Below are 19,303 nucleotides of genomic sequence, written 5' to 3'. Positions count from 1 at the left end.
ATTTGAAACCTTGAGATGACCGACACGCCCGTCACCTGCCCGCTGCCGCAGGACACCGCCCTCCCCGCTCCGCCCCCGGCGCGACGGGTGGAGCGCGTGCAGGTGCGGGACGGCGCAGTGTCGACGGGCGAGCGGGCGGTGCCCGAGGAAGTGCCGGTCGCCCTCACCTTCAACGGCACCACCCATGCGGTGATGATGGCGAGTCCCACGGACATTTCCGATTTCGCCTTGGGCTTCGCCCTCACCGAGGGCATCGTCGCGTCCGCCGCCGAGATCCTCTCCCGCGAGGTGATCGTGGTGGAGGAGGGCATCGAGGCCCGCATGTGGATCGCCGAGGAGAAGATGAAGCATCTCTCCGCCCGGCGCCGGGCGCTCGCCGGCCCCACCGGCTGCGGCCTGTGCGGGGTGGAAAGCCTTGCCGAGGCGGTTAAGCCGGCGGCGCTGGTGACGGCGGACACCGCCTTCTCACCGGCGACGCTGCTTGACGCCATGGCCGCCCTCGGCCCGCTCCAGAGCCTCAACCATGAGACCCGCGCGGTGCACGCGGCGGCCTATTTCGAGCCCGGCCGCGGCATCCTCGCTTTGGCCGAGGACGTGGGCCGGCACAACGCACTCGACAAGTTGGTGGGCAAGGCGGCGGAAGCCGGCTTCGATACCGCGCGCGGCATCCTGCTTTTGACCAGCCGCGTCTCCATCGAGATGGTGCAGAAGGCCGCCGTGCTGGGCGTGGGCGTCATTGCCGCCGTCTCCGCGCCGACTTCGCTGGCCATCCGCACGGCGGAAGCGGCGGGCATCACGCTCTGCGCCATCGTGCGCGCCGACGGCTTCGAGATCTTCACCCATCCCGGGCGCATCGCGCTCCCCTCACCGGAACGGCAGAACCATGTCGCATAGCACTGCTGAAAAGCTCGTCTACATGGCGAACCAGATCGCGACCGCCTTCTCGGCGCAGAAGCACGCGGAGGCGGTGGAGGCCACGCGCATCCACATCCAGAAGTTCTGGGACCCGCGCATGCGGACCAAGATCGCCGAGCACATCGCCCATGGCGGCGAGGGCCTCTCGCCTATCGCCAAGGAAGCCCTGGAAGGGCTCAAGGCGGCGAAGGCCGCCTGATCACACCACGTCCCTTGGCGCGAGGGCGCAGGCCATCCGCCCCTCCTCGATCTGCAGCACCGGATGGGCGATGCCGAAGCGCGCCCTAAGTTCGGCGCAGGTCTCGTCCAGGAAATCGTCGTCGAGCGCCGCCCCCGGCCGCACCAGATGGGCGGACAGCGCCACAGACGTAGTGCTGAGGCCCCAGATGTGCAGGTCATGCACCTCGCTCACCCCCGGACGGGCGGCGAGGAAGGCCTCCACCTGCTCGGGATTGATGCCGGCCGGCACCATGTCCAAGGCGAGGTTGAGGCTGTCGCGCAGCAGCCCCCAGGTTCCGGCGATGATGGCGACGGCGATGACGAGCGACACCACTGGGTCGAGCCACAGCCAGCCGGTGAGCGCGATCACCCCCGCCGCCACCACCACGCCCAGCGAGATGGCGCCATCCGCCACCATGTGGATGAAGGCGCCGCGCACGTTCAGGTCGCCCTTGCGGCCGGCCATGAACATCAGCGCCGTGCCCATGTTCACCGCGACGCCCACCAGCGCCACCACCATGACGATGCCGGTCTGGACCGGCTCCGGACTGGAGAGGCGGGAGATGGCCTCCAGGATGATGCCGCCGGTGCCCAGCAGCAGGATCATGGCGTTGGCCAAGGCGGCGAGGATGGAGGAGCGGCCGTAGCCATAGGTGCGCAGGCGCGTCGGTGCCCGCCGCGACAGCCACGCCGCGCCCCAGGCCAGCACCAGGCCCAGCACGTCGGAGAGGTTGTGCCCGGCGTCGGCCAAGAGCGCGAGGGAGCCGGCATAGAGGCCGAAGACGACCTCGACCAGGACGAAGCCGAAATTCAGCCCCGCGCCGATGGCGAAGGCGCGCAGGGAATCGGGAACGGCATGGTCGTGGCCGTGGCCTGAGTGGCCGTGGCCTGAGTGAGCGTGTTCCGCGTGCGCGTGGCCCGCGTGCGCCTGCCCCAGGTGACCATGTGCGCCGTCGCCGTGGGCGTGGCCACCGGCATGGTCATGGTCATTCTCGTGGTCGTGGCGCTGGGTCCCGGTCTCCGGCGATCCCATCCTGTCCTCCCGGTCCATCCGCCGCGCATGTTCCACAGGCGCGCGCGAATGTCACCGGCTCAGGTGTCGGCTGAATGTCAGCCGAGGAAGGCTTCCACCGTGCGCACGAATGCCTCCGGCTGCTCGATGGCGGAAAGATGCCCGCCCGGCAGCCGCGCCAGCTTCGCGCCGGGGATGGCGGCGGCGATGGCCTCGCCCCAGGCCGGCGGCGTGGAACGGTCGCCGTCCGAGACGATGACCAGCGTCTGCGTGCGCACCGCCTTGAGGTCGTGGCGGAAATCCATGTCGCGCATGGCGGCGCTGGTGCCCATGTAGCCGGCGGGGCTCGTGCCCGTCACCATGGCCCGCACGGAGGCCACCCGCGCCGGCGCCCTGGCGCGGAACTCGGGCGTGAACCAGCTGTCGATGACGGACGAGGCGATGGGCTCCACGCCGTCGCGGCGCACCGCCTTGATGCGCTGGTCCCAGAAGCGGGGCGGGCCGGCATGGGCGGTGGTGTTGGCGAGCACCAGCCGCGTCAGGCGCTGGGGCGCGTTCAGCGCCAGCCACTGCCCCACCATGCCGCCGAGGGAGAGGCCGCAGAAATCGGCGTGCGCAAGGCCAAGCCGGTCGAGGATCGCCAGCACGTCGCGGCCCAGGTCGCCCATGGCATAGACCTGATCGGGCGCGGCACTGGCCCCATGGCCGCGCGCATCGTAGCGGATGACGCGTCGGGTGCGGGCGAACAGCGGCGCCACCTCGTCCCACATGCCCAGCGTGCAGCCCAGGGAATGGGACAGAACGAGAGGCGGCGCGCCTTCGGCGCCCGTAAGCTCGACGTGGAACTGCTCCCCGGAAATGTCGATGAGCGGCACCGCACACCTCTTCTGGATTCATTATGCCAGATAAGGTGTATCGCCTTCCCGGAGTGGCGCAAGGGGGAGAACGGTTCGATTCGCAGCCCGGAGACAGGGGGCGGCGCCTGCGCGCCGCCCCCCGTTTGCCCACAACTTGTCCTCACCCTGCCCTCACGCCGCGAGACCGCGCGCCAGTTCCATGGCCTGCCGCTCGAACAGGCGGCGGTAGAGGCCACCCTCGCGCCGCACGAGGGCATCATGGTCGCCCTCCTCCACGATCCGCCCCCGGTCGAACACCAGCAGGCGGTCGAGCGAGCGCACCGTGGACAGGCGGTGGGCGATGACGAGCGTCGTGCGCCCCACCATCAGCCGCTCCATGGCCTCCTGGATGGCCGCCTCCGATTCCGAATCGAGGCTGGAGGTGGCCTCGTCCAGGATCAGGATGCGCGCATCCGCGAGGAAGGCGCGGGCGATAGCGATGCGCTGGCGCTCGCCGCCGGAGAGCTTCACGCCTCGCTCGCCCACCAGCGTGCCGTAGCCGCGCGGCAGGCGCTTGATGAAGCCGGAGGCGTTGGCCAGCTCCGCCGCCCGCCGGATCTCTCCGAAGGAGGCGTCGGGACGGCCATAGGCGATGTTCTCCATCAGCGAGCGGTGGAACAGGACTGGCTCCTGCTGCACCACCGCGATGGCGCGCCGGAGCGAACCCTGCGTCACCGCGCGCACATCCTGCCCGTCCACGGTCACCCGACCGGCGGTCACGTCGTGCATGCGCTGGATCAGCTTCACGAACGTGGTCTTGCCCGAGCCGGAATGGCCCACGAGGCCCACCCGCTCGCCGCCTTCGATGGTGACGTTCAGGTCGTCGAAGAGCGGCTTGTCATGGCCGCGATAGTGGAAGGTGACGTGCTCGAAGGCGATGCGCCCGTCCTCCACTCTGATGGGCACGGCCCCCTTCGCATCGGCGATGGCCACGCTCTGCTGGTGGATCTCCACCAGTTCCTCCAGCTCGTTGAGCGAGCGCTGGAGATTGTGCACATGCATTCCGATGTCGCGCAGGTAGGAATGCACGACGAGATAGGTGGTGAGCACATAGGCGATGTCGCCCGCGCTCGCCGCGCCCTGCCGCCACAGCATCAGCGCCGTGCCGATGATGGACGTCTGCAGCGCCACCAGCGCCAGAAGCTGCGCCGTGCCGGCCCAGGTGCCCGCCATCCAGGTGCGCAGCGTGCGCCCGTTCCACTTGGCGAGCACGCGGGCAAGCCGCGCCTCCTCCCGCTCTTCGGCGCCGAAGCCCTTCACCACCGCGTTGCAGCCCACGGCATCCGCCAGCACGCCGCCGACGCGGGTGTCCCATGCATTGGAGAGCCGGGCGGCCGGCGCCACATAGGTCAGCGACAGCACCAGCGTCAGCGCCACGAAGGCCACCGCGCCCACCGCCACGACGAGGCCCATCACCGGCCAGTGGAGGCCAAGCAGGATCGCCGAGCCGGCCAGCGCCACCACGGACGGGAACAGCGCCACCAGCAGGGTGTCGTGCAGCACGTCGAGGGACCACATGCCGCGCGAGATCTTGCGCACGGTGGAACCGGCGAACGTGCTCGCATGCCAGTCCGCCGAGAAGCGCTGGACCCGTGCGAAGGCATCGGCCGCCAGGTCCGACATCATGCGCAGGGTGAGCTTGACGATGATGACGTAGGTGGCGTGCCGGGCGGCGACCATCACCGCGCCGAGGGCCACGATGGCGAGGAAGGCGGTTGTCGCTGCCTGCCACGCGGCCGCCCGGTCCGGGCCCGAGAGCGCATCAATGAGCCGGCCGGCGAACAGCGGCACGAACACTTCCGCCAGCGTGGCGACGAGCACGGCGGCGGTGGTGGCGGCGATGACACCCTTCCGGCGCCGCCAGTGGCCGAGGAGAAAGGCAAAAACCGCGCGGAAGGACACCCCGCGCCGGTGAGTCTGAAAGAGCGACATGACATGATTCCGGCCGGCGCGGCACGAGGGCATGCGCAAGAGGCCGGTCCCTGGTTCGGACAAGGAAAAGGCGGCGCGAGGCGCGCCTTGAATGGTGGACGGATTCGGCGGCAGCCGCCGTCATCCTGCCGGTCGCCAAGACGGCGCGCCGGAACGAAGGAGGACCGCGTGCGCTGGAAGGGCCGCCGGCCTAGCGGCGTGGACGCCTGGGGATCACATCCGTGTGGTGTGTGCGCCGGAAAAAGCCGCGCGCAAGACCGAAGAACGCTCGGGATGGCCCGCCGGACATGATGTGATTCATGGACACGACCCTCCCCTTTCTTCATCTGCCGCAAGGATAACCGCGACGAAACCGTTCGTCGAGGCGGCGCCGTTGCCGCAAACCGGCCATGGCCGATCTGCCGCGGTCCGGGGCCTTTCACCGGCGCGCATCAGACGCTAAGGTCGCGGCGCTTTTTTGAACGCGCACGGGCGGAACCATGGCGGACACCGGCATTCCCCACTTCTGCAACGACCTCGGCGTCACCCTGATCGAGGTGGGCAGCAAGGAATTCATGTGCGTCGGCGCCAAGCCGCCGTTCGACCATCCGCACATCTTCATCGACCTCGGCGGCGACACCGAAGCGGTTTGCCCCTATTGCTCCACCCTCTACCGCTACAATCCGGCCCTTGCCGCCGGAACTGCGAAGCCGGAAGAGTGTGAGTGGCACGACACCCCGGCGGCCTCCGCCGCCTGACCGAAAGCTGATCCGCCGGCGCCCCGCGCGGAGCCGGATGCCGCCATGGCCGAGCCCATCCCATTCAAGCCGAAGCCCGTCCGCGCGGCGCGCAGCGCCGTCGTGGTGGGCGCGGGGATCGGCGGGCTTGCGGCGGCCATCGCCCTCGCCCGCGCCGGCCTCGCCGTGCAGGTGGTGGAGCAGGCGCGGAAGCTGAAGGAGGTCGGCGCCGGCCTCCAACTCACCCCCAACGCCACGCGCATCCTGCGGGATTTCGGCCTGCTCAACCGGCTTGAGCAGGTGGCGGTGGCTCCACGGGCCCTCGAGGTGCGCGACGGGCGCAGCGGCGCCCCCCTCACCCGCGCCGAATACGGCCCCGCCGCCAGCCGCTACGGCGCGCCCTTCCTCGTCGTCCACCGGGCGGACCTGCAGACCCTCCTCGCCGAGGCGGCGCAGGAGGCCGGCTGCGCCATCGCGCTGGGCTGTGACCTCACCGCCGTGGAGCCGGCCTTCGGCAGCGTGCGGGCAGTGGTGAAGCAGGGCGACACTCTCATCGCCCACGGCGCGGATATTCTCGTCGGAGCCGACGGCGTGCGCTCGTCCGTGCGTGCCCATCTCGGCCTCTCGCAGCCGCCGGTGTTCGCCCGCCGGCTGGCGTTCCGCGCCACCGTGCCGGTGCCGGACGGCCACCCGCCGGAGGTTCGGCTCTATCTCGGGCGCGACGCCCACCTCGTGGTCTATCCGGTGAAGGGGGGCGCGACGCTCAACCTCGTCGCCATCGTCAGGCAGACCGAGCCGGTGGCCCGCTGGAACGCGCCGGGGGACAGCGCCGCCGTGCATGCCGCCTTCGCCTCCTGGACCGGCGAGGTGCGCCGGCTGCTGGAGAGCGCTTCCCACTTCCTGTGCTGGGGCCTCTACGACATCGACCCCCTGCCCCGCTGGAGCTCCGGCCGCGTCACGCTTCTGGGCGATGCCGCCCATGCCATGCTGCCCTTCCTCGCCCAGGGGGCCGCGCAGGCCATCGAGGATGCGGTGAGCCTCGCCGGCGCGCTCACCCGCGAGAGCGATGCCGCCACCGCCCTGCGCGCCTATGAGGGAGAGCGCCGCGGGCGCACCTCGCGCATCCAGGGCGAGGCCCGGCGCAACGGCATCATCTACCACCTCTCCGGCGCGCCCCGGATCGCCCGCGACCTGGTGCTGCGCCGCCAGGGCCCGGCCCTGCTCGATCGCTACGGCTGGATCTACGGCGCCTGACGCGGGCCGACCCGCGCCAGCCGGTGCGAAATGCGCGCCCGCCCCTGCGCCGCACTGGACCTTCCCCCACGACCGTGGTATCGGCCCGCCCACTCTCCCGAGGAAGATGTTCTCGTGCAGGAAGCCATGGCGATCCGCCTTCAGCGACGACGACAGGACACGGTGCGCACCACCGCCCGTGCCTTGCTGCCCGCCTGACGACCCGGTCGGTGATCCTTCCGGCTCTCTCGCGGGCCTTTCGTCCTGCCCGCGAAACGAGCCCCTGAATGACCGAGCTTCCCCTGTTCATCGCCGTCGAGACGGCGGCCGACGACTACGACATCGACAAGCTGCACGAACGCACCTTCGGCCCCGGCCGGTTCGCCCGCACCGCCTTCCGCATCCGGGAACAGGCGCCGCACGAGCGCGCGCTCTCCTTCACCGCGCGGGTCGGCAACATGTTGGTGGGCTCGGTGCGGCTGACCCGGGTGCGCATCGGCACCACGCCGGCGCTGCTGCTCGGCCCGCTCACGGTGGAGCCGCCGTTCCAGTCGGTGGGCATCGGCGCCCGGCTGATGGAAGTGGCGCTGAAGGCGGCGCAGGACAGTGGCCACCGGCTGGTGGTTCTCGTCGGCGACGAGCCTTATTATGCCCGCTTCGGCTTCAAACGCGTCCCCATCGGCCAGGTGACCCTGCCCGGCCCGGTGGATCCGGCCCGGCTGCTGGTGGCGGAGCTGGCGGAGGGAGCGTTCGCGGGCGTTGCCGGGATGGTGAGCGCCTCCGGATAAAGTCATTTAGAATCATATATATCAACAGATAAAACGATTTCCGACCCCAAGTGTTGCAAGCCTCGGCCGACCGGATATCCTATCCTTGCAACACTTGGGGCAAAAAGGCGCCATGCCTGTTGATAACATTGAAATAAATGAATTAAATAGGGACCAGCTGCGCGAGCGCGTGAACACGGCGCAGCGTTATCAGGCGTGGCGGGACGCCAGAGAGCGGCTGTCCGGTTTCCGCGGCTCCCTGGTCTGGCATCGCAGCGGCGACGGCGATTACCTGCTCCGCAGCTATTATGACAGCGCCGGAATTCGTCGTCAGAAAACGGAAGGCATCCGCGCCCCCGAGACCGAACGCCTCAAGGCGCAGTGGGACGCCCAGCGCGACGAAGCCACCGCGCGAGAGAAAGCCCTCCGGGAGGTGTTGGCGCGGCAGGCCTCGGTCAACCGCGCGCTGCAGCTCGGCCGGGTCCCGCTGCTCGGCGCCCGCATCATCCGGGCCATAGATGCGGCCGGCCTGCTCGGGCGAGGACTGCGCATCGTCGGCACCAATGCCATATACGCCTACGAGGCAGCGGCCGGGGTCACGGTGGACGCCAGCATCACCACGACGGAAGACATGGATCTGCTGATGGATGCACGTCGCTCCCTCCGGCTCGCGGCCGCGGCGGATATCAAAGACGGCACGCTCATTTCCCTGCTCCGCAAGATCGACAGGTCATTCGAGCGGACGCGGCAGAATTTCAGGGCCGCAAACCGCGACGGCTATCTCGTGGACCTCATCCCCCCTGCCGTCGATCCGCCGTGGCGCAGGGGCGACGTGCGCATCGGCGCATCCGAGGAAGAACTGACGGCCATTCCCATCGACGGTCTCGCCTGGCTCGAAAGCGCCCCTGCTTTCGAGGCGGTGGCCATAGACGAGAAGGGTGCGCCGGTGCGGATCGTCGCCACGGATCCACGTGTCTTCGCGGCGCACAAGCTCTGGCTTTCGCGCCAGCCCGGTCGTGATCCCCTGAAGCGGCGCCGGGATGAGGCCCAGGCCAAGGCGGTCGGCCGCATCGTCACGCGGGAGCTCGCGCATCTGCCGTATGAGGCTGATGACCTGCGGATGCTCCCCCGCGCCGTCTTCGAAGCGGCCCGGCCCCTGTTCGACGCCACAGATGCCGGACTGCTGTGAGGCGCACTTCGCTGCCCAGCCTGGGCCCAAAACGAAAACGGCGGGCCAAAGCCCGCCGTTTCCATGGATCACGTGGTCCGCATCACTCCGCCGCCACCACCTCCGGGCGGCCGCGGGCGAGGCGCTCGCGCTTCAGCAGCTCGGCCACCAGGAAGGCGGTCTCGATGGCCTGCTCGGCGTTGAGGCGCGGATCGCAATAGGTGTGGTAGCGATCGCGCAGGTCCTCGTCGGAGATGGCGCGGGCGCCGCCGGTGCACTCGGTGACGTTCTTGCCCGTCATCTCCAGATGCACCCCGCCGGCATAGGTGCCCTCGGCCGCATGGATGTCGAAGAACGAGCGGATCTCCGACTGGATGCGCTCGAACGGCCGGGTCTTGTAGCCCGACGCCGCCTTGATGGTGTTGCCGTGCATGGGATCGCACGACCACGCCACCACGCGCCCCTCCTTCTCCACCGCGCGGATCAGGCCGGGCAGGTATTCGCCCACCTTGTCGGCGCCGAAGCGGCAGATGAGGGTGATGCGGCCCGGCTCGTTGTCGGGCTGCAGCATGTCCAGCAGGCGGATGAGGCCGTCCCCGGTGATGGAGGGGCCGCACTTGATGCCGATCGGGTTGCGGATGCCGCGGAAATACTCGACATGCGCATGGTCCGGCTGGCGGGTGCGGTCGCCGATCCACAGCAGGTGGCCGGAGGTGGCGTACCAGTCGCCGGAGGTGGAATCCACCCGGGTCAGCGCCTGCTCGTAGCCCAGCAGCAGCGCCTCGTGGCTGGTGAAGAAGTCCGTGGTCCGCATTTCCGGGTGGCTCTGCGGATTGATCCCGCAGGCGCGCATGAAGTCGAGCGCCTCGGTGATGCGGTTCGCCAGTTCCTGGTAGCGGGAGGACTGCGGGCTGTCCTTCACGAAGCCCAGCATCCACTGGTGGGCGTTCTCAAGGTTGGCATAGCCGCCGTTGGCGAAGGCGCGGAGCAGGTTGAGGGTGGCCGCCGACTGGCGGTACGCCTCGATCTGCCGGCGTGGATCCGGCACGCGGGCCGCCGCGGTGAAGGCGATGTCGTTGACGATGTCGCCGCGGTAGCTGGGCAGGGTCACGCCGTTCTCGGTCTCGGTATCCGAGGACCGGGGCTTGGCGAACTGGCCGGCGATGCGGCCCACCTTCACCACCGGCGAGCCGCCGGCGAACGTGAGCACCACCGCCATCTGCAGGAAGACGCGGAAGAAATCGCGGATGTTGTCGGCCGAATGCTCGTCGAAGCTTTCGGCGCAGTCGCCGCCCTGCAGCAGGAAGGCCTCGCCGCGGGCGACCTTGGCGATCTCCGCCTTCAGGCGGCGCGCCTCGCCGGCGAAGACGAGGGGCGGGTAGGAGGCAAGCTTGGCTTCCACCTCGGCGAGTTCTGCCTTGTCCGGATAATCGGGCATCTGCACGCCGGGATAAAATCGCCAGCTATCCGGACGCCAGCCTTCGGCGCGGCGAGAAGCCTCGGCGCCAGGGACAGGAGCGGATTGCGGGCGGGTCACCATTTCACTCTCCATGTTCTCATAAACCGGGCCGGCTCGTCCGGCGCCGGGTCCAACCCTCACGTTCCTCTTGTGTTCGCGGGGCCGGAAGGCGGGCTTATACACGAACCCGCGCCGCGCCGAAAGGACGCGCCGCAAAAGCCGCTTCCATCCATGACGCCAAGGGCAGCAGACGCCCGCGGCGGACGGCGGTGACCGACCACGGTGACGGGCATGTGATCCGCCCGGCGGCGCCGCCGCCTTCTTTCCGTTGCGGAATCCCCCCATGCTGGCCCGGCTTTTCCGTGATACAGCCCCGTGGCCGAAGGAGAGCCCCATGCCCAACGACCCGCCCCCGGCGCGCCTTCCGTCCGCCGGCGTGTCCACGGATGTCCGGCGCACCGGGCCAAGACGGCTGGGACCGATGGCCCTGGCCGCGCTTCTCATCTCGGCGGGGACGGCGGCCGCCCATCACGGCTGGGGCAGCTACGATACCGCCAAGGCCTTCACCATGACCGGGCCGGTGATCCACATGGAGTGGGCGAACCCGCATGCCCACCTCTCCATGCAGCATGAGGGCGCAACCTGGGAGGCCACCCTTGCTCCCATTTCCCGCATGCAGGCGCGCGGGCTGTCCGCCGACATGCTGAAGCCGGGGACCACCGTGAGCGTCTACGGCTATCCCTCGACCCGCACGCCCAACGAGATGCGGGCCGAGCGCATCACCGTCGACGGCAAGACCATCGAACTGAGATAACCTTGAACTGAGATAACCTTGGAAACCGTGACCACTATCGCAGCGGCCATCGAGGGCTCGGCACTCGGCGCGGCGGCGAGGGCCAGCCCGTGGCTCTATCCGGCGGCGAATCTCGCCCACGTCCTTGGCGCGGCACTGCTGGTGGGCGCTTCGGCGACGTTCGACATCGCCGTGCTCCGGGGCAAGCGGGCGGCGCCCTTCGTGATGCAGGCAGGCATTCCGCTCGCCGCCCTCGGGCTTGCGGTCCAGCTGGTCTCGGGTATCGTGCTGTTCGCCGCCGAAGCCGGTCCGCTGGTGCGCAACCCGGCGTTTCTCGGCAAGCTCGCGTTGATCGCCATCGGACTCGCCAATATCGCCGTCTTCCACCTCGCCTTCGGGCCGGCGCTGCGGGAGCGCAGGATCACGGCGGGCGCGCGGATCACGGCGGGCGTCTCCCTCCTCGCCTGGGTCGCGGCTCTTCTCTTGGGGCGCACCATCGCCTATGTGTGAGGCTCCCCGCGCGCCCGCAGCCTGCTGCCGGCCCTTCCGCGGACCCTCCTGACTTCCGTGTCTGTTGCGGGACACGTCCAACGCCCGAGCGTGTCATGTCCCAGCCCCACCGCGCCGCAGCGCAGCGGTCCGCACCCGTTCCCCTCGCGCCTGAGCCGGCCGGTGGAAAGCCCAGGGCGCCCATGCGTCCGGCCTTCGTGGAGTTTGTCGCCCTCGTCGCCCTGCTCATGGGCATGACGGCCTTCTCCATCGACAATCTCCTGCCTGCCTTCGGCGCCATCCGCGCGGATTTCGCGCTCGCCAACGCCAATGACGTGCAGGTGATGGTCTATGCCTACCTGCTCGGCATCGGCGCCGCGCAGTTCCTCTACGGCCCCGTCTCCGACGTGCTGGGCCGCCGGCCCATCCTGTTCGCCGGCCTCGCCATCTATGCCGCGGGCACCCTGCTCGCCCTGTTCACACGGGACTTCACGGTGCTCATCGCGGCGCGCTTCATCCAGGGCGTGGGGGCGGCGGCGGGGCGCGTGCTCGCCATCGCCATCGTGCGCGACCGGTTCGAGGGGCGCGAGATGGCGCGCATCATGTCGCTGGCCATGATGGTGTTCCTCACCGTCCCCATCCTGGCGCCGGCGCTGGGCAGCCTCATCCTCGCCTTCGGCTCCTGGCACCTGATCTTCATCGCCATGCTGGCCCTCGCGCTCGTGCTGCTCGCCTGGTTCAGCCTGCGCATGCCGGAAACGCTGCATCCCGAATACCGCATTCCCTTCTCGTTCCGGGCCATCCGCAAGGCGGTGGTGTTGACCCTCACCACGCGGCGCTCGGCGGGCTACGCAGTGGCCATGGGCCTGATGATGGGATCGCTGATGGCCTATGTGGGCTCGGCGTCCCAGGTGTTCCAGACCGACATCTACCAGCTCGGAAACCTGTTCCCCGTGGCATTCGCGGCGGTGGCCGGCATCATGGCGGTGGCCTCCTTCACCAATGCGTCGCTGGTGCGGCGCGTGGGGATGCGGCGACTGTCGCATGGCGGCATCTGCGGCTTCATCGCCGTCGGCGCGATGATGGTGGCCGCCAGCATCGCCTTCGGCGGCAAGCCTCCTCTGCTGCTGTTCTGCGGCCTCGTCGGGGCGGCACAGTTCCTGTTCGCGCTCACGGTGCCGAATTTCAACTCCATGGCCATGGAGCCGCTGGGCGCGGTGGCGGGAACCGCATCCTCCTTCATCGGAGGCTTCACCACGCTCATGGCGTCCATGCTCGCTTTCTTCGTGGGCCACGCTTTCGACGGTACTGTATTGCCACTGAGCCTCGGTTATCTGGTTCTGAGCGCGATCGCGCTGGCGTTCGTGCTGTGGGCCGAAAAGGGCCGGCTGTTCGCCCACAACCCGTAGCCGGCGACCCGGACCGACGCTCAACCCCGCCCCGGCCGGGCGCATGGGTGCCCTGCCCTCCTGCCTCGCATTCTGTCGGCGAACTGTCCGCAAGCCGTGGTAGAAGAAATGCTTGCGCCTACAGTTTAGCGCGATCCCGCGCCCGCAGTCCGAACGACGACAGGAGCCTCATGCCTCAACTTTCGCCCGAAGGCCAGGCGGCCATCAACGCCATTTCCCAGCGCACCGGGTTCAGCCCGGACGCGGTGACATCCATGCTGTTCTCGGTCATTGCCGGCAACGGCACCATGGCCCAGTTCAGCCATCCCGAATTTGGCGGCTCCGGCCAGTGGATGGCGGGCGGGATGACCATGGTCTCGGACATGTTCAACAACTACCTGAAGGGCCGCGTCGATGGCCTGTGCAGCGAGTTGTCCAACCTCGTCGCCAGCCAGCCCGGCCTGACCACGACCGGCAGCTTCCAGTCCCAGAACCAGGGCGGCGGCTATTCCGGCAGCGGGCAATGGCAATCGAGCGGCGGCGGGATGGGCGGCAGCCAGCCCAGCCTGTTCGTGCCGGGCCCGTCGGGCAGCTTCAATTGGTGGCCGGCCGAACTCGGCCAGCCCGCCAGCACCGGCGCGCAAAATTCGGTGCGCTATGCCTATTTCCCGGGGATCCACCGCCTCGCCATCGACCTCAACGGCCAGGTGACGGTCTATGACAGCCTCGACCACCAGATCGGCGGCTTCTCCCAGCAGCAGGGCGGATCGGGCTCGCTCACCTTCACCAGCCAGTACGGCACGGTGTTCGTCTCCAACCTGCCCATCGTGAGCGGCGCGCCGCAGGCTCCGGCCTACGCCCCTCAGGCTCCGGTCTACGACACCGCCCCGCAGCCGCAGACCTATGGCAGCGCCCCGCCGCCATTGGCCCAGAACGAGGTCATCTCCGCCATCGAGAAGCTGGCCGACCTCCACGCCAAGGGCATCCTGAGCGACCAGGAGTTCAGCACCAAGAAAGCCGAGCTGCTGAACCGGCTCTGACCCCGAAGGCCACGCGCCGAACAGTATAAAATGCAAGCTGATCGGCGCGTGCCTGTGCTTCGAGCGGGAGGCGGTTCACATCGCGCTCAAGCGGGTCACACGCTGCGCGTCGGAGTACGCAGCGTCACCAGTTCCTCCGCGGACGTGGGGTGCACGGCGACGGTCCGGTCGAAATCCGCCTTCTTCGCCTTCAGCCCCAGCGCCACCGCCGCGAGCTGGATCACCTCGGACGCCGCATCGCCCATGATGTGACAGCCGAGCACCACGTCGCTCTCCTGGTCCACCACCAGCTTCATGAAGGTGCGCGTCTCGCGCCCCGAGAGGGTCGCCTTCAGCGGCCGGAACGACGTGCTGTAGATGTCGATGGGCCGGCCGAGGGCGCGGGCCGCCTCCTCCGACAGGCCGACCGTGCCGATCTCGGGCTCGGAGAAGACGGCCGTGGCCACCAGGGTGTGGTCCACCGTCCACGGCTTGTTGCCGAACACCGTGTCGGCGAAGGCATGCCCCTCGCGGATGGCGACAGGGGTGAGGTTGATGCGGTTGGTCACGTCGCCCACCGCATAGATGGAGGGCACGCTGGTGCAGCCCTTTTCATCCACCACCACGGCGCCCACGTCGTCGAGCTTCACCCCCGCCTCGTCGAGGCCGAGATGGCTCGTGTTGGGGATGCGGCCGAGGGCGAGCATCACGTCGTCCACCTCGATCACCGAGCCGTCCGACAGCGTGACCCGCTTGCCCCCGCTGATCACCTCGATGGAGGTGAGCGTGCGCCCGGGCGCGAGATGGATCCCCACCCGGGTCATCTCGGCTTCCAGATGGTCGCGGATCTCCCCGTCGAAGCCGCGCAGCACCTTGTCGGCCCGATAGACCAAGGTCACGTCGGCGCCGAGCGCACGGAACAGGCCGGCGAACTCCACGGCGATATAGCCGGCGCCCTGCACCAGGATGCGGTTCGGGAAGTGGGTGAGGTTGAACGCCTCGTTGGAGGTGATGGCGAGCTCGCAGCCCTCGATGGCGGGGCCCAGCGCCGGCCGGGCGCCGGTGGCGAGGAGGATGTAGCGGGCGTCGATCTCCTCTCCGGTGGCGAGGATGCGCACCGTGTTCGGCCCCGCCACCACGGCGCGGGAGGCCACCACCTCCACCCCGGCATTCTCCGCATTGCGGCGGTAGATGCCCTCGAGGCGGGCGATCTCCTTGTCCTTGTTGGCGACCAGGGTGAGCCAGTCGAACTCCGGCTCGGTCACGCGCCAGCCGAAGCCGGCCATGTCCTCGATATCGTGGGCGAAACGGCCGGCATACACGAACAGCTTCTTGGGCACGCAGCCACGGATGACACAGGTGCCGCCGACGCGGTATTCCTCCGCCATCATCACCCGGGCGCCGTGCTGGGCCGCGATGCGCGCCGCGCGCACTCCGCCCGAGCCCGCGCCGATGACAAACAGGTCGACTTCTCGCCGTGACATTCCAATCCGTCCTTCGCGCCGCGCAACGGCCGCCACAAAACGGCCGGCGGTCCCATCCGTCAAGCGAAAGCCATGGTCTTGCTCCATGGGCCGGCGCCACGGCCGGACAGGTCGGGCGGCGACTTGAGCCGAAACAAGCCGTGAAAGGGCGGGACCGCATCCCATGCTGAACGACGTGATCCCGCCGCGGCCCCTGCGTGCCGTCAAGTCCGAGCCGGGCGCGGCGGTCTTTCTTCCCCCCCTCATCCTGCGCCTGCCGGGCGCCGGGGGCGCGGTGGTGGTGCTGGTCGCCTCGGGTGTCACCGGTCCGCTGGCGGTGCGCATGGAGGACAAGCGCGGCACGCCCCTCGCTACCTTCGCCGCGGACGCGAACGAGCCGGTGGCGGCGGAAGTGCCGGCCGGCACCGCGCGGATCGTCGTCGCGGGAGAGGGTGTGTCTTCCGGCGCGGTGAGGCTGGGCTACTACCCGGTACGCGGGCAATTCCCCGCCGGGCGGCTGCTGCTGAAGCTCCATGCCTTCCGGAACGGATCCTTCGCCACGCCCGAAGGCGGACTGAAGGGCCTCAGGAGCCGCTGGCGGCAGGCGGAGGGCGCGGCGCGCCATCTGGGCCTCAGCTTTTTGGCCGTGGGCCAGACCGCCCAGACGCGCCTGCCCTTGAAGCGGGTCCAATACCAGCGCTTCCGCGCCGCCTTCGTGGAGGACTTCACCGAGATCCCCGCCCCGGGAGCGGCGCCGGCCGTCGTCTTCCTGTCCACCGCGGGAGACGGGTGCCCGCTCGCCCGGATCGCCGGCTGCGCCGAGGCCCTGAAGGCGCAGACGGATCGGAATTTCTCCTGGGTCGTCGCGGCGAGCCCCGACCGCATGGCGCGCGAAGGTGCCGCGCTGGAAGGAGCGGTGGGCCATACGGGCCGGATCGTGCCGTCGGCAGGCGCGGACGACGCCAGCCTGCTCGCGGCCGCCCTCGCCGCCGCCGAGGCGCCGGAGGACGGCCTCGTGTGCCTGCTCGATACGGAGGGCAGGCCCACGCGGGACGCCGTGGCCCTGATCCGCGCGGCGTTCGCGGCGCATCCCGACTGCCACTTGCTCTATACCGACGAGGAAGTCTGCGACGCGTCGGGCACGCCGCTCGCGGGGGTCTTCAAGCCGGCCTTCAACCGCCATCTGCTGGAAGCCTCGCCCTATATGGGCGCGCTCACCGTGCTGCGGGCCGGCCGGACCCGCCGGCTCGGGATAGACCCCCGCCTCGGCTCGGCCGCCATCTATCACCTCCTCCTGCGCACGGTGGCGGAGATCGGCGCCGGCGCGGTGCGGCACCTGCCGCGCATCGCCTTCTCGGGCCCGGAGCGGGCGCCCGGCTTCGTCGCGCCCGAAACCGCGAGGCTCGCCGCCGAAGCGCTGTCGGGCGTGCTCGGCGTGCCGGTCACGGTGGTGCCGGAGCCCGGCACCCATTTCCTGCGGCCGGACTTTCCCCTGCCCGCCGCGCCACCCAAGGTGTCCATCGTCATCCCGACCCGCGATCGCGCATCCCTGCTGGGCATGGCGCTCGATTCGCTGGTCGGGAAGACGCGCTACCGCAACTTCGAGATCATCATCGTGGACAATGGCTCGGTGGAGCCGGAGACCTTCGCCCTGTTCGCCGAGATCACGGCCTCATGGCCCGAAACGAAGATCGTGCGGGACGACGGCGACTTCAATTATCCGCGGATCTGCAACAACGGCGTTGCGGTCTCGACCGGCGAGCTGATCCTGCTCCTCAACAACGACATCGAGGTGATCGAGGATGGCTGGCTCGACGAGATGGTGGCGCTGGCCCTGCGCCCCGGCGTCGGCATCGTGGGAGCGAAGCTGCTTTATCCCGACCGCACCATCCAGCATGCGGGCGTTGTCATCGGCCTGTTCGGCTACGCCTCCCACTGGTTCGCCCACGCCTTGCCCGACACGCCCGGTCCCGAGGGCCGGCTGCTGGTGCGGCAGGACGTCTCGGCGGTCACCGGCGCGTGCCAGCTCATCCGCCGGGATGTGTGGGACGAGATCGGCCCGCTGGACGCGGAGCGGTTCCAGGAGGACTGCAACGACATCGACCTGTGCCTGCGCGCCCGCCGCGCCGGCTACGAGGTGGTGACCACGCCGTTCGCGCTGCTGATCCATCACGAATCGGCCTCGCGCGGGCGCTCGCGCAACAAGGCCCACCGGGAGCGGCTGAAGGCACAGCACGAGCGGTTTGACGCGGCGTGGCACACGCGAACCCTGGTGGATCCGCACTCCAGCCCCAACCTCGACCGCAAGAACCTGTTCGCGGCCCTCGCGGATGCGCCGCAGGGGTCGCGGGAGGCCCGCACCGACGCCATCTGACGCGGGTCAAGCCGCGCCACGCCTTTCGGGGGCGTTCATGCGAAAAAAGGCCCCCGAAGCGCCGTTGCGCCGGGAGCCCTGGTCGTCGCGGCCTGAGCCGGGCCGCCTCCCGAAGGAGGCGTTGCCCGGTGCGGGCCTCACAGATCGACGCCGCGCTTGCGCATCTCCGCGCGCACCCGCTCCACCGCCTGGGCATTCACCTGGGCGCCCCACACCTGGATGCCCTGCACCGCCTCCTGCACGATGGCCGGACGGTCCTGCACCAGCTTGGCTCCGGTGGGCGAGCGATAGAAGGCGATGGCCTCCTTCAGCTCGGCCTCGGAGAAGCGGTTGGCATAGGCGGTGGCGAGGATGTCGATGATCTCGGACCGGCGCTGCTCGAACTCCGGCCGGACCAGGATGGCGACCTCGCGCAGCTGGCCGGCGAGGTCGGGATTGGTCTGGACGAAGGAGAGGGCGGCGCCGTCCACGATGTTGGGAATGATCCCGTCGAAGGCGCGCGCTTCGCCGTTCACGGCCACAAGGTCGCGGGCAAGCTGGAGATGGGTTGCGGCCAGCTTCGCCGCCTGCTGGGCCAGGGCGAAGGGAACCGGCAGGGCCGGCACGGCGAGGGCCGCGGCAAGAAGGAGCCGCACGCCGAAACGGCCGCTGTGGGAAAAGGACATGGGTCTCTCCGGGAAGCGGAAATCAGAAGCTGCCGGGCTCCAGCACGGTGATGCCGTCCGTGCCGGCAAGCACGGCCCGGCGGGCAAGGCCGAGGAACAGCCCGTGCTCGACCACCCCGGCCACTTCCTCCACCGCGCGGGCGAGCGCGGCCGGGTCGGGGATGCGGCCGAGATGGGCGTCGAGGATGAGGTGCCCCTGATCGGTGACAAAAGGATGGCCGTCGCCGTCGCGGCGCAGTTTTACCGCCCCCTCGCAGCCGGCCTTGCGCACCGCCGCGGCCACGTGCTGCTCGATGGAGGCGACGCCGAAATCCACGATCTCGATGGGCAGGGGGAAGCGGCCGAGCACGTCCACCTTCTTGGAGGAATCGGCGATCACCACCATCTCGCGCGCGGCGCTGGCAACGATCTTCTCCCGCAGCAGCGCACCGCCGCCGCCCTTGATCAAGGCGAGGCCGGGGCCGATCTCGTCCGCCCCGTCGACGCACAGGTCGAGCGGGCCGGCCTCGTCGAGGGTCGCGATCGGCACGCCGAGGGACACCGCCTGCGACAGGGTCTGCTCGGAGGTGGGCACGCACAGCACGTTGAGGCCGGCATGCACCTTCTCGGACAGCAGCTCCACGAAATGGCGGGCGGTGGAGCCGGTGCCGAGGCCGAGGCGCATGCCCTCGGTGACATAGGTCAAAGCGTGGGCGGCCGCGCGGCGCTTCTGGTCTTCGGCGTGCACCATGGGAGTTTCCGTTCCGGTGCCCCTCGCGCGCAGCTCAAGGGTGCGGCGTCGGGCTTGAGGCGTTT

At 69.6% G+C, this 19,303-nt stretch carries 18 protein-coding genes; 11 read left to right on the top strand and 7 right to left on the bottom strand.

All coding sequences use genetic code 11. The features are described 5' to 3' along the window. The first annotated feature begins 15 nt into the window (after window positions 1–15). On the top strand, window positions 16–894 hold the full coding sequence (gene fdhD / locus K9U40_RS05570) for a formate dehydrogenase accessory sulfurtransferase FdhD (RefSeq protein WP_282889216.1): 879 nt from the start codon (window positions 16–18) through the stop codon (window positions 892–894). Further along, window positions 884–1,114, top strand: a complete 231-nt coding sequence (locus tag K9U40_RS05565; RefSeq protein WP_282889215.1) for a formate dehydrogenase subunit delta — start codon at window positions 884–886, stop codon at window positions 1,112–1,114. Before fdhD ends, K9U40_RS05565 begins: the two co-directional genes overlap by 11 nt. Here the strand turns inward: K9U40_RS05565 and K9U40_RS05560 are convergent, their stop codons facing one another. The 3 genes from K9U40_RS05560 to K9U40_RS05550 form a co-directional block, all read right to left on the bottom strand. After that, window positions 1,115–2,167 carry a cation diffusion facilitator family transporter gene (locus K9U40_RS05560; protein ID WP_282889214.1) on the bottom strand — a complete coding sequence of 351 codons (1,053 nt, stop codon included), beginning with the start codon at window positions 2,165–2,167 and terminating at the stop codon, window positions 1,115–1,117. Between the two features lie 77 nt (window positions 2,168–2,244). Next, window positions 2,245–3,021 carry a 3-oxoadipate enol-lactonase gene (gene pcaD, locus K9U40_RS05555; RefSeq protein WP_282889213.1) on the bottom strand — a complete coding sequence of 259 codons (777 nt, stop codon included), beginning with the start codon at window positions 3,019–3,021 and terminating at the stop codon, window positions 2,245–2,247. Between the two features lie 153 nt (window positions 3,022–3,174). Beyond that, window positions 3,175–4,974 carry an ABC transporter ATP-binding protein gene (locus tag K9U40_RS05550; protein WP_282889212.1) on the bottom strand — a complete coding sequence of 600 codons (1,800 nt, stop codon included), beginning with the start codon at window positions 4,972–4,974 and terminating at the stop codon, window positions 3,175–3,177. Between the two features lie 479 nt (window positions 4,975–5,453). Between K9U40_RS05550 and K9U40_RS05545 the strand changes: the two genes are divergently transcribed. The 4 genes from K9U40_RS05545 (at window position 5,454) to K9U40_RS05530 (ending at window position 8,879) form a co-directional block, all read left to right on the top strand. Next, window positions 5,454–5,711, top strand: coding sequence for a zinc-finger domain-containing protein (locus K9U40_RS05545; protein WP_282889211.1), 258 nt, complete (start codon window positions 5,454–5,456; stop codon window positions 5,709–5,711). A 45-nt stretch (window positions 5,712–5,756) separates the two neighbouring features. Beyond that, window positions 5,757–6,944 carry an FAD-dependent monooxygenase gene (locus K9U40_RS05540; RefSeq protein ID WP_282889210.1) on the top strand — a complete coding sequence of 396 codons (1,188 nt, stop codon included), beginning with the start codon at window positions 5,757–5,759 and terminating at the stop codon, window positions 6,942–6,944. A 266-nt stretch (window positions 6,945–7,210) separates the two neighbouring features. Further along, window positions 7,211–7,711, top strand: a complete 501-nt coding sequence (locus K9U40_RS05535) for a GNAT family N-acetyltransferase (protein WP_282889209.1) — start codon at window positions 7,211–7,213, stop codon at window positions 7,709–7,711. A 112-nt stretch (window positions 7,712–7,823) separates the two neighbouring features. Beyond that, window positions 7,824–8,879, top strand: a complete 1,056-nt coding sequence (locus K9U40_RS05530) for a nucleotidyltransferase domain-containing protein (RefSeq protein WP_282889208.1) — start codon at window positions 7,824–7,826, stop codon at window positions 8,877–8,879. Between the two features lie 82 nt (window positions 8,880–8,961). Here K9U40_RS05530 and K9U40_RS05525 read toward each other — a convergent pair whose 3' ends face one another. Then, a complete protein-coding gene (locus K9U40_RS05525; RefSeq protein WP_282889207.1) occupies window positions 8,962–10,398 on the bottom strand; it encodes a class II 3-deoxy-7-phosphoheptulonate synthase in 1,437 nt (478 codons plus the stop codon). 313 nt (window positions 10,399–10,711) lie between these two features. On the opposite strand from K9U40_RS05525, the gene K9U40_RS05520 reads away from it, so the two are divergent. The 4 genes from K9U40_RS05520 (at window position 10,712) to K9U40_RS05505 (ending at window position 14,027) form a co-directional block, all read left to right on the top strand. Next, window positions 10,712–11,131: a DUF6152 family protein gene (locus K9U40_RS05520; protein ID WP_282889206.1), complete on the top strand. Its 420-nt coding sequence runs from the start codon at window positions 10,712–10,714 to the stop codon at window positions 11,129–11,131. 27 nt (window positions 11,132–11,158) lie between these two features. Then, entirely contained in the window at window positions 11,159–11,620 is a 462-nt protein-coding gene (locus tag K9U40_RS05515) for a hypothetical protein (protein WP_282889205.1), read from the top strand. A 95-nt stretch (window positions 11,621–11,715) separates the two neighbouring features. Beyond that, the gene (locus tag K9U40_RS05510) at window positions 11,716–13,008 is read left to right on the top strand and encodes a multidrug effflux MFS transporter (protein ID WP_282889204.1); all 1,293 of its coding nucleotides are present in this window, start codon (window positions 11,716–11,718) and stop codon (window positions 13,006–13,008) included. A 170-nt stretch (window positions 13,009–13,178) separates the two neighbouring features. After that, the gene (locus K9U40_RS05505; RefSeq protein WP_282889203.1) at window positions 13,179–14,027 is read left to right on the top strand and encodes an SHOCT domain-containing protein; all 849 of its coding nucleotides are present in this window, start codon (window positions 13,179–13,181) and stop codon (window positions 14,025–14,027) included. 95 nt (window positions 14,028–14,122) lie between these two features. Here the strand turns inward: K9U40_RS05505 and gor are convergent, their stop codons facing one another. Further along, window positions 14,123–15,490 (bottom strand): glutathione-disulfide reductase, encoded by a 1,368-nt coding sequence (gene gor / locus K9U40_RS05500; protein WP_282889202.1) that lies wholly within the window; start codon window positions 15,488–15,490, stop codon window positions 14,123–14,125. A 163-nt stretch (window positions 15,491–15,653) separates the two neighbouring features. Between gor and K9U40_RS05495 the strand changes: the two genes are divergently transcribed. Beyond that, a complete protein-coding gene (locus tag K9U40_RS05495) occupies window positions 15,654–17,843 on the top strand; it encodes a glycosyltransferase family 2 protein (RefSeq protein WP_282889201.1) in 2,190 nt (729 codons plus the stop codon). A gap of 137 nt (window positions 17,844–17,980) precedes the next feature. Here K9U40_RS05495 and K9U40_RS05490 read toward each other — a convergent pair whose 3' ends face one another. Together K9U40_RS05490 and rpiA are read right to left on the bottom strand one after the other, a co-directional pair. Then, window positions 17,981–18,508, bottom strand: a complete 528-nt coding sequence (locus K9U40_RS05490; protein ID WP_282889200.1) for a DUF2059 domain-containing protein — start codon at window positions 18,506–18,508, stop codon at window positions 17,981–17,983. A 22-nt stretch (window positions 18,509–18,530) separates the two neighbouring features. Continuing rightward, window positions 18,531–19,235: a ribose-5-phosphate isomerase RpiA gene (gene rpiA, locus K9U40_RS05485; RefSeq protein WP_282889217.1), complete on the bottom strand. Its 705-nt coding sequence runs from the start codon at window positions 19,233–19,235 to the stop codon at window positions 18,531–18,533. Between the last annotated feature and the right edge of the window lie 68 nt (window positions 19,236–19,303).

It is taken from the genome of Xanthobacter autotrophicus, from assembly GCF_030015065.1.
GTDB lineage: Bacteria > Pseudomonadota > Alphaproteobacteria > Rhizobiales > Xanthobacteraceae > Xanthobacter > Xanthobacter autotrophicus_D.
The sequence above is the reverse complement of the archived record's forward strand: the minus strand, read 5'-3'. Positions and strand labels throughout refer to the sequence as shown.

Excerpts from the sequence above, each read along its gene's own strand:
- K9U40_RS05535 (WP_282889209.1), top strand. The coding sequence starts at position 7,211 with ATGACCGAGCTTCCCCTGTTCATCGCCGTCGAGACGGCGGCCGACGAC.
- K9U40_RS05545 (WP_282889211.1), top strand. The coding sequence starts at position 5,454 with ATGGCGGACACCGGCATTCCCCACTTCTGCAACGACCTCGGCGTCACC.
- K9U40_RS05560 (WP_282889214.1), bottom strand. The coding sequence starts at position 2,167 with ATGGGATCGCCGGAGACCGGGACCCAGCGCCACGACCACGAGAATGAC.
- K9U40_RS05565 (WP_282889215.1), top strand. The coding sequence starts at position 884 with ATGTCGCATAGCACTGCTGAAAAGCTCGTCTACATGGCGAACCAGATC.
- K9U40_RS05550 (WP_282889212.1), bottom strand. The coding sequence starts at position 4,974 with ATGTCGCTCTTTCAGACTCACCGGCGCGGGGTGTCCTTCCGCGCGGTT.
- fdhD (WP_282889216.1), top strand. The coding sequence starts at position 16 with ATGACCGACACGCCCGTCACCTGCCCGCTGCCGCAGGACACCGCCCTC.
- K9U40_RS05530 (WP_282889208.1), top strand. The coding sequence starts at position 7,824 with ATGCCTGTTGATAACATTGAAATAAATGAATTAAATAGGGACCAGCTG.
- K9U40_RS05505 (WP_282889203.1), top strand. The coding sequence starts at position 13,179 with ATGCCTCAACTTTCGCCCGAAGGCCAGGCGGCCATCAACGCCATTTCC.
- K9U40_RS05540 (WP_282889210.1), top strand. The coding sequence starts at position 5,757 with ATGGCCGAGCCCATCCCATTCAAGCCGAAGCCCGTCCGCGCGGCGCGC.
- K9U40_RS05520 (WP_282889206.1), top strand. The coding sequence starts at position 10,712 with ATGCCCAACGACCCGCCCCCGGCGCGCCTTCCGTCCGCCGGCGTGTCC.
- K9U40_RS05490 (WP_282889200.1), bottom strand. The coding sequence starts at position 18,508 with ATGTCCTTTTCCCACAGCGGCCGTTTCGGCGTGCGGCTCCTTCTTGCC.
- K9U40_RS05495 (WP_282889201.1), top strand. The coding sequence starts at position 15,654 with ATGCTGAACGACGTGATCCCGCCGCGGCCCCTGCGTGCCGTCAAGTCC.
- K9U40_RS05510 (WP_282889204.1), top strand. The coding sequence starts at position 11,716 with ATGTCCCAGCCCCACCGCGCCGCAGCGCAGCGGTCCGCACCCGTTCCC.
- gor (WP_282889202.1), bottom strand. The coding sequence starts at position 15,490 with ATGTCACGGCGAGAAGTCGACCTGTTTGTCATCGGCGCGGGCTCGGGC.
- K9U40_RS05525 (WP_282889207.1), bottom strand. The coding sequence starts at position 10,398 with ATGGTGACCCGCCCGCAATCCGCTCCTGTCCCTGGCGCCGAGGCTTCT.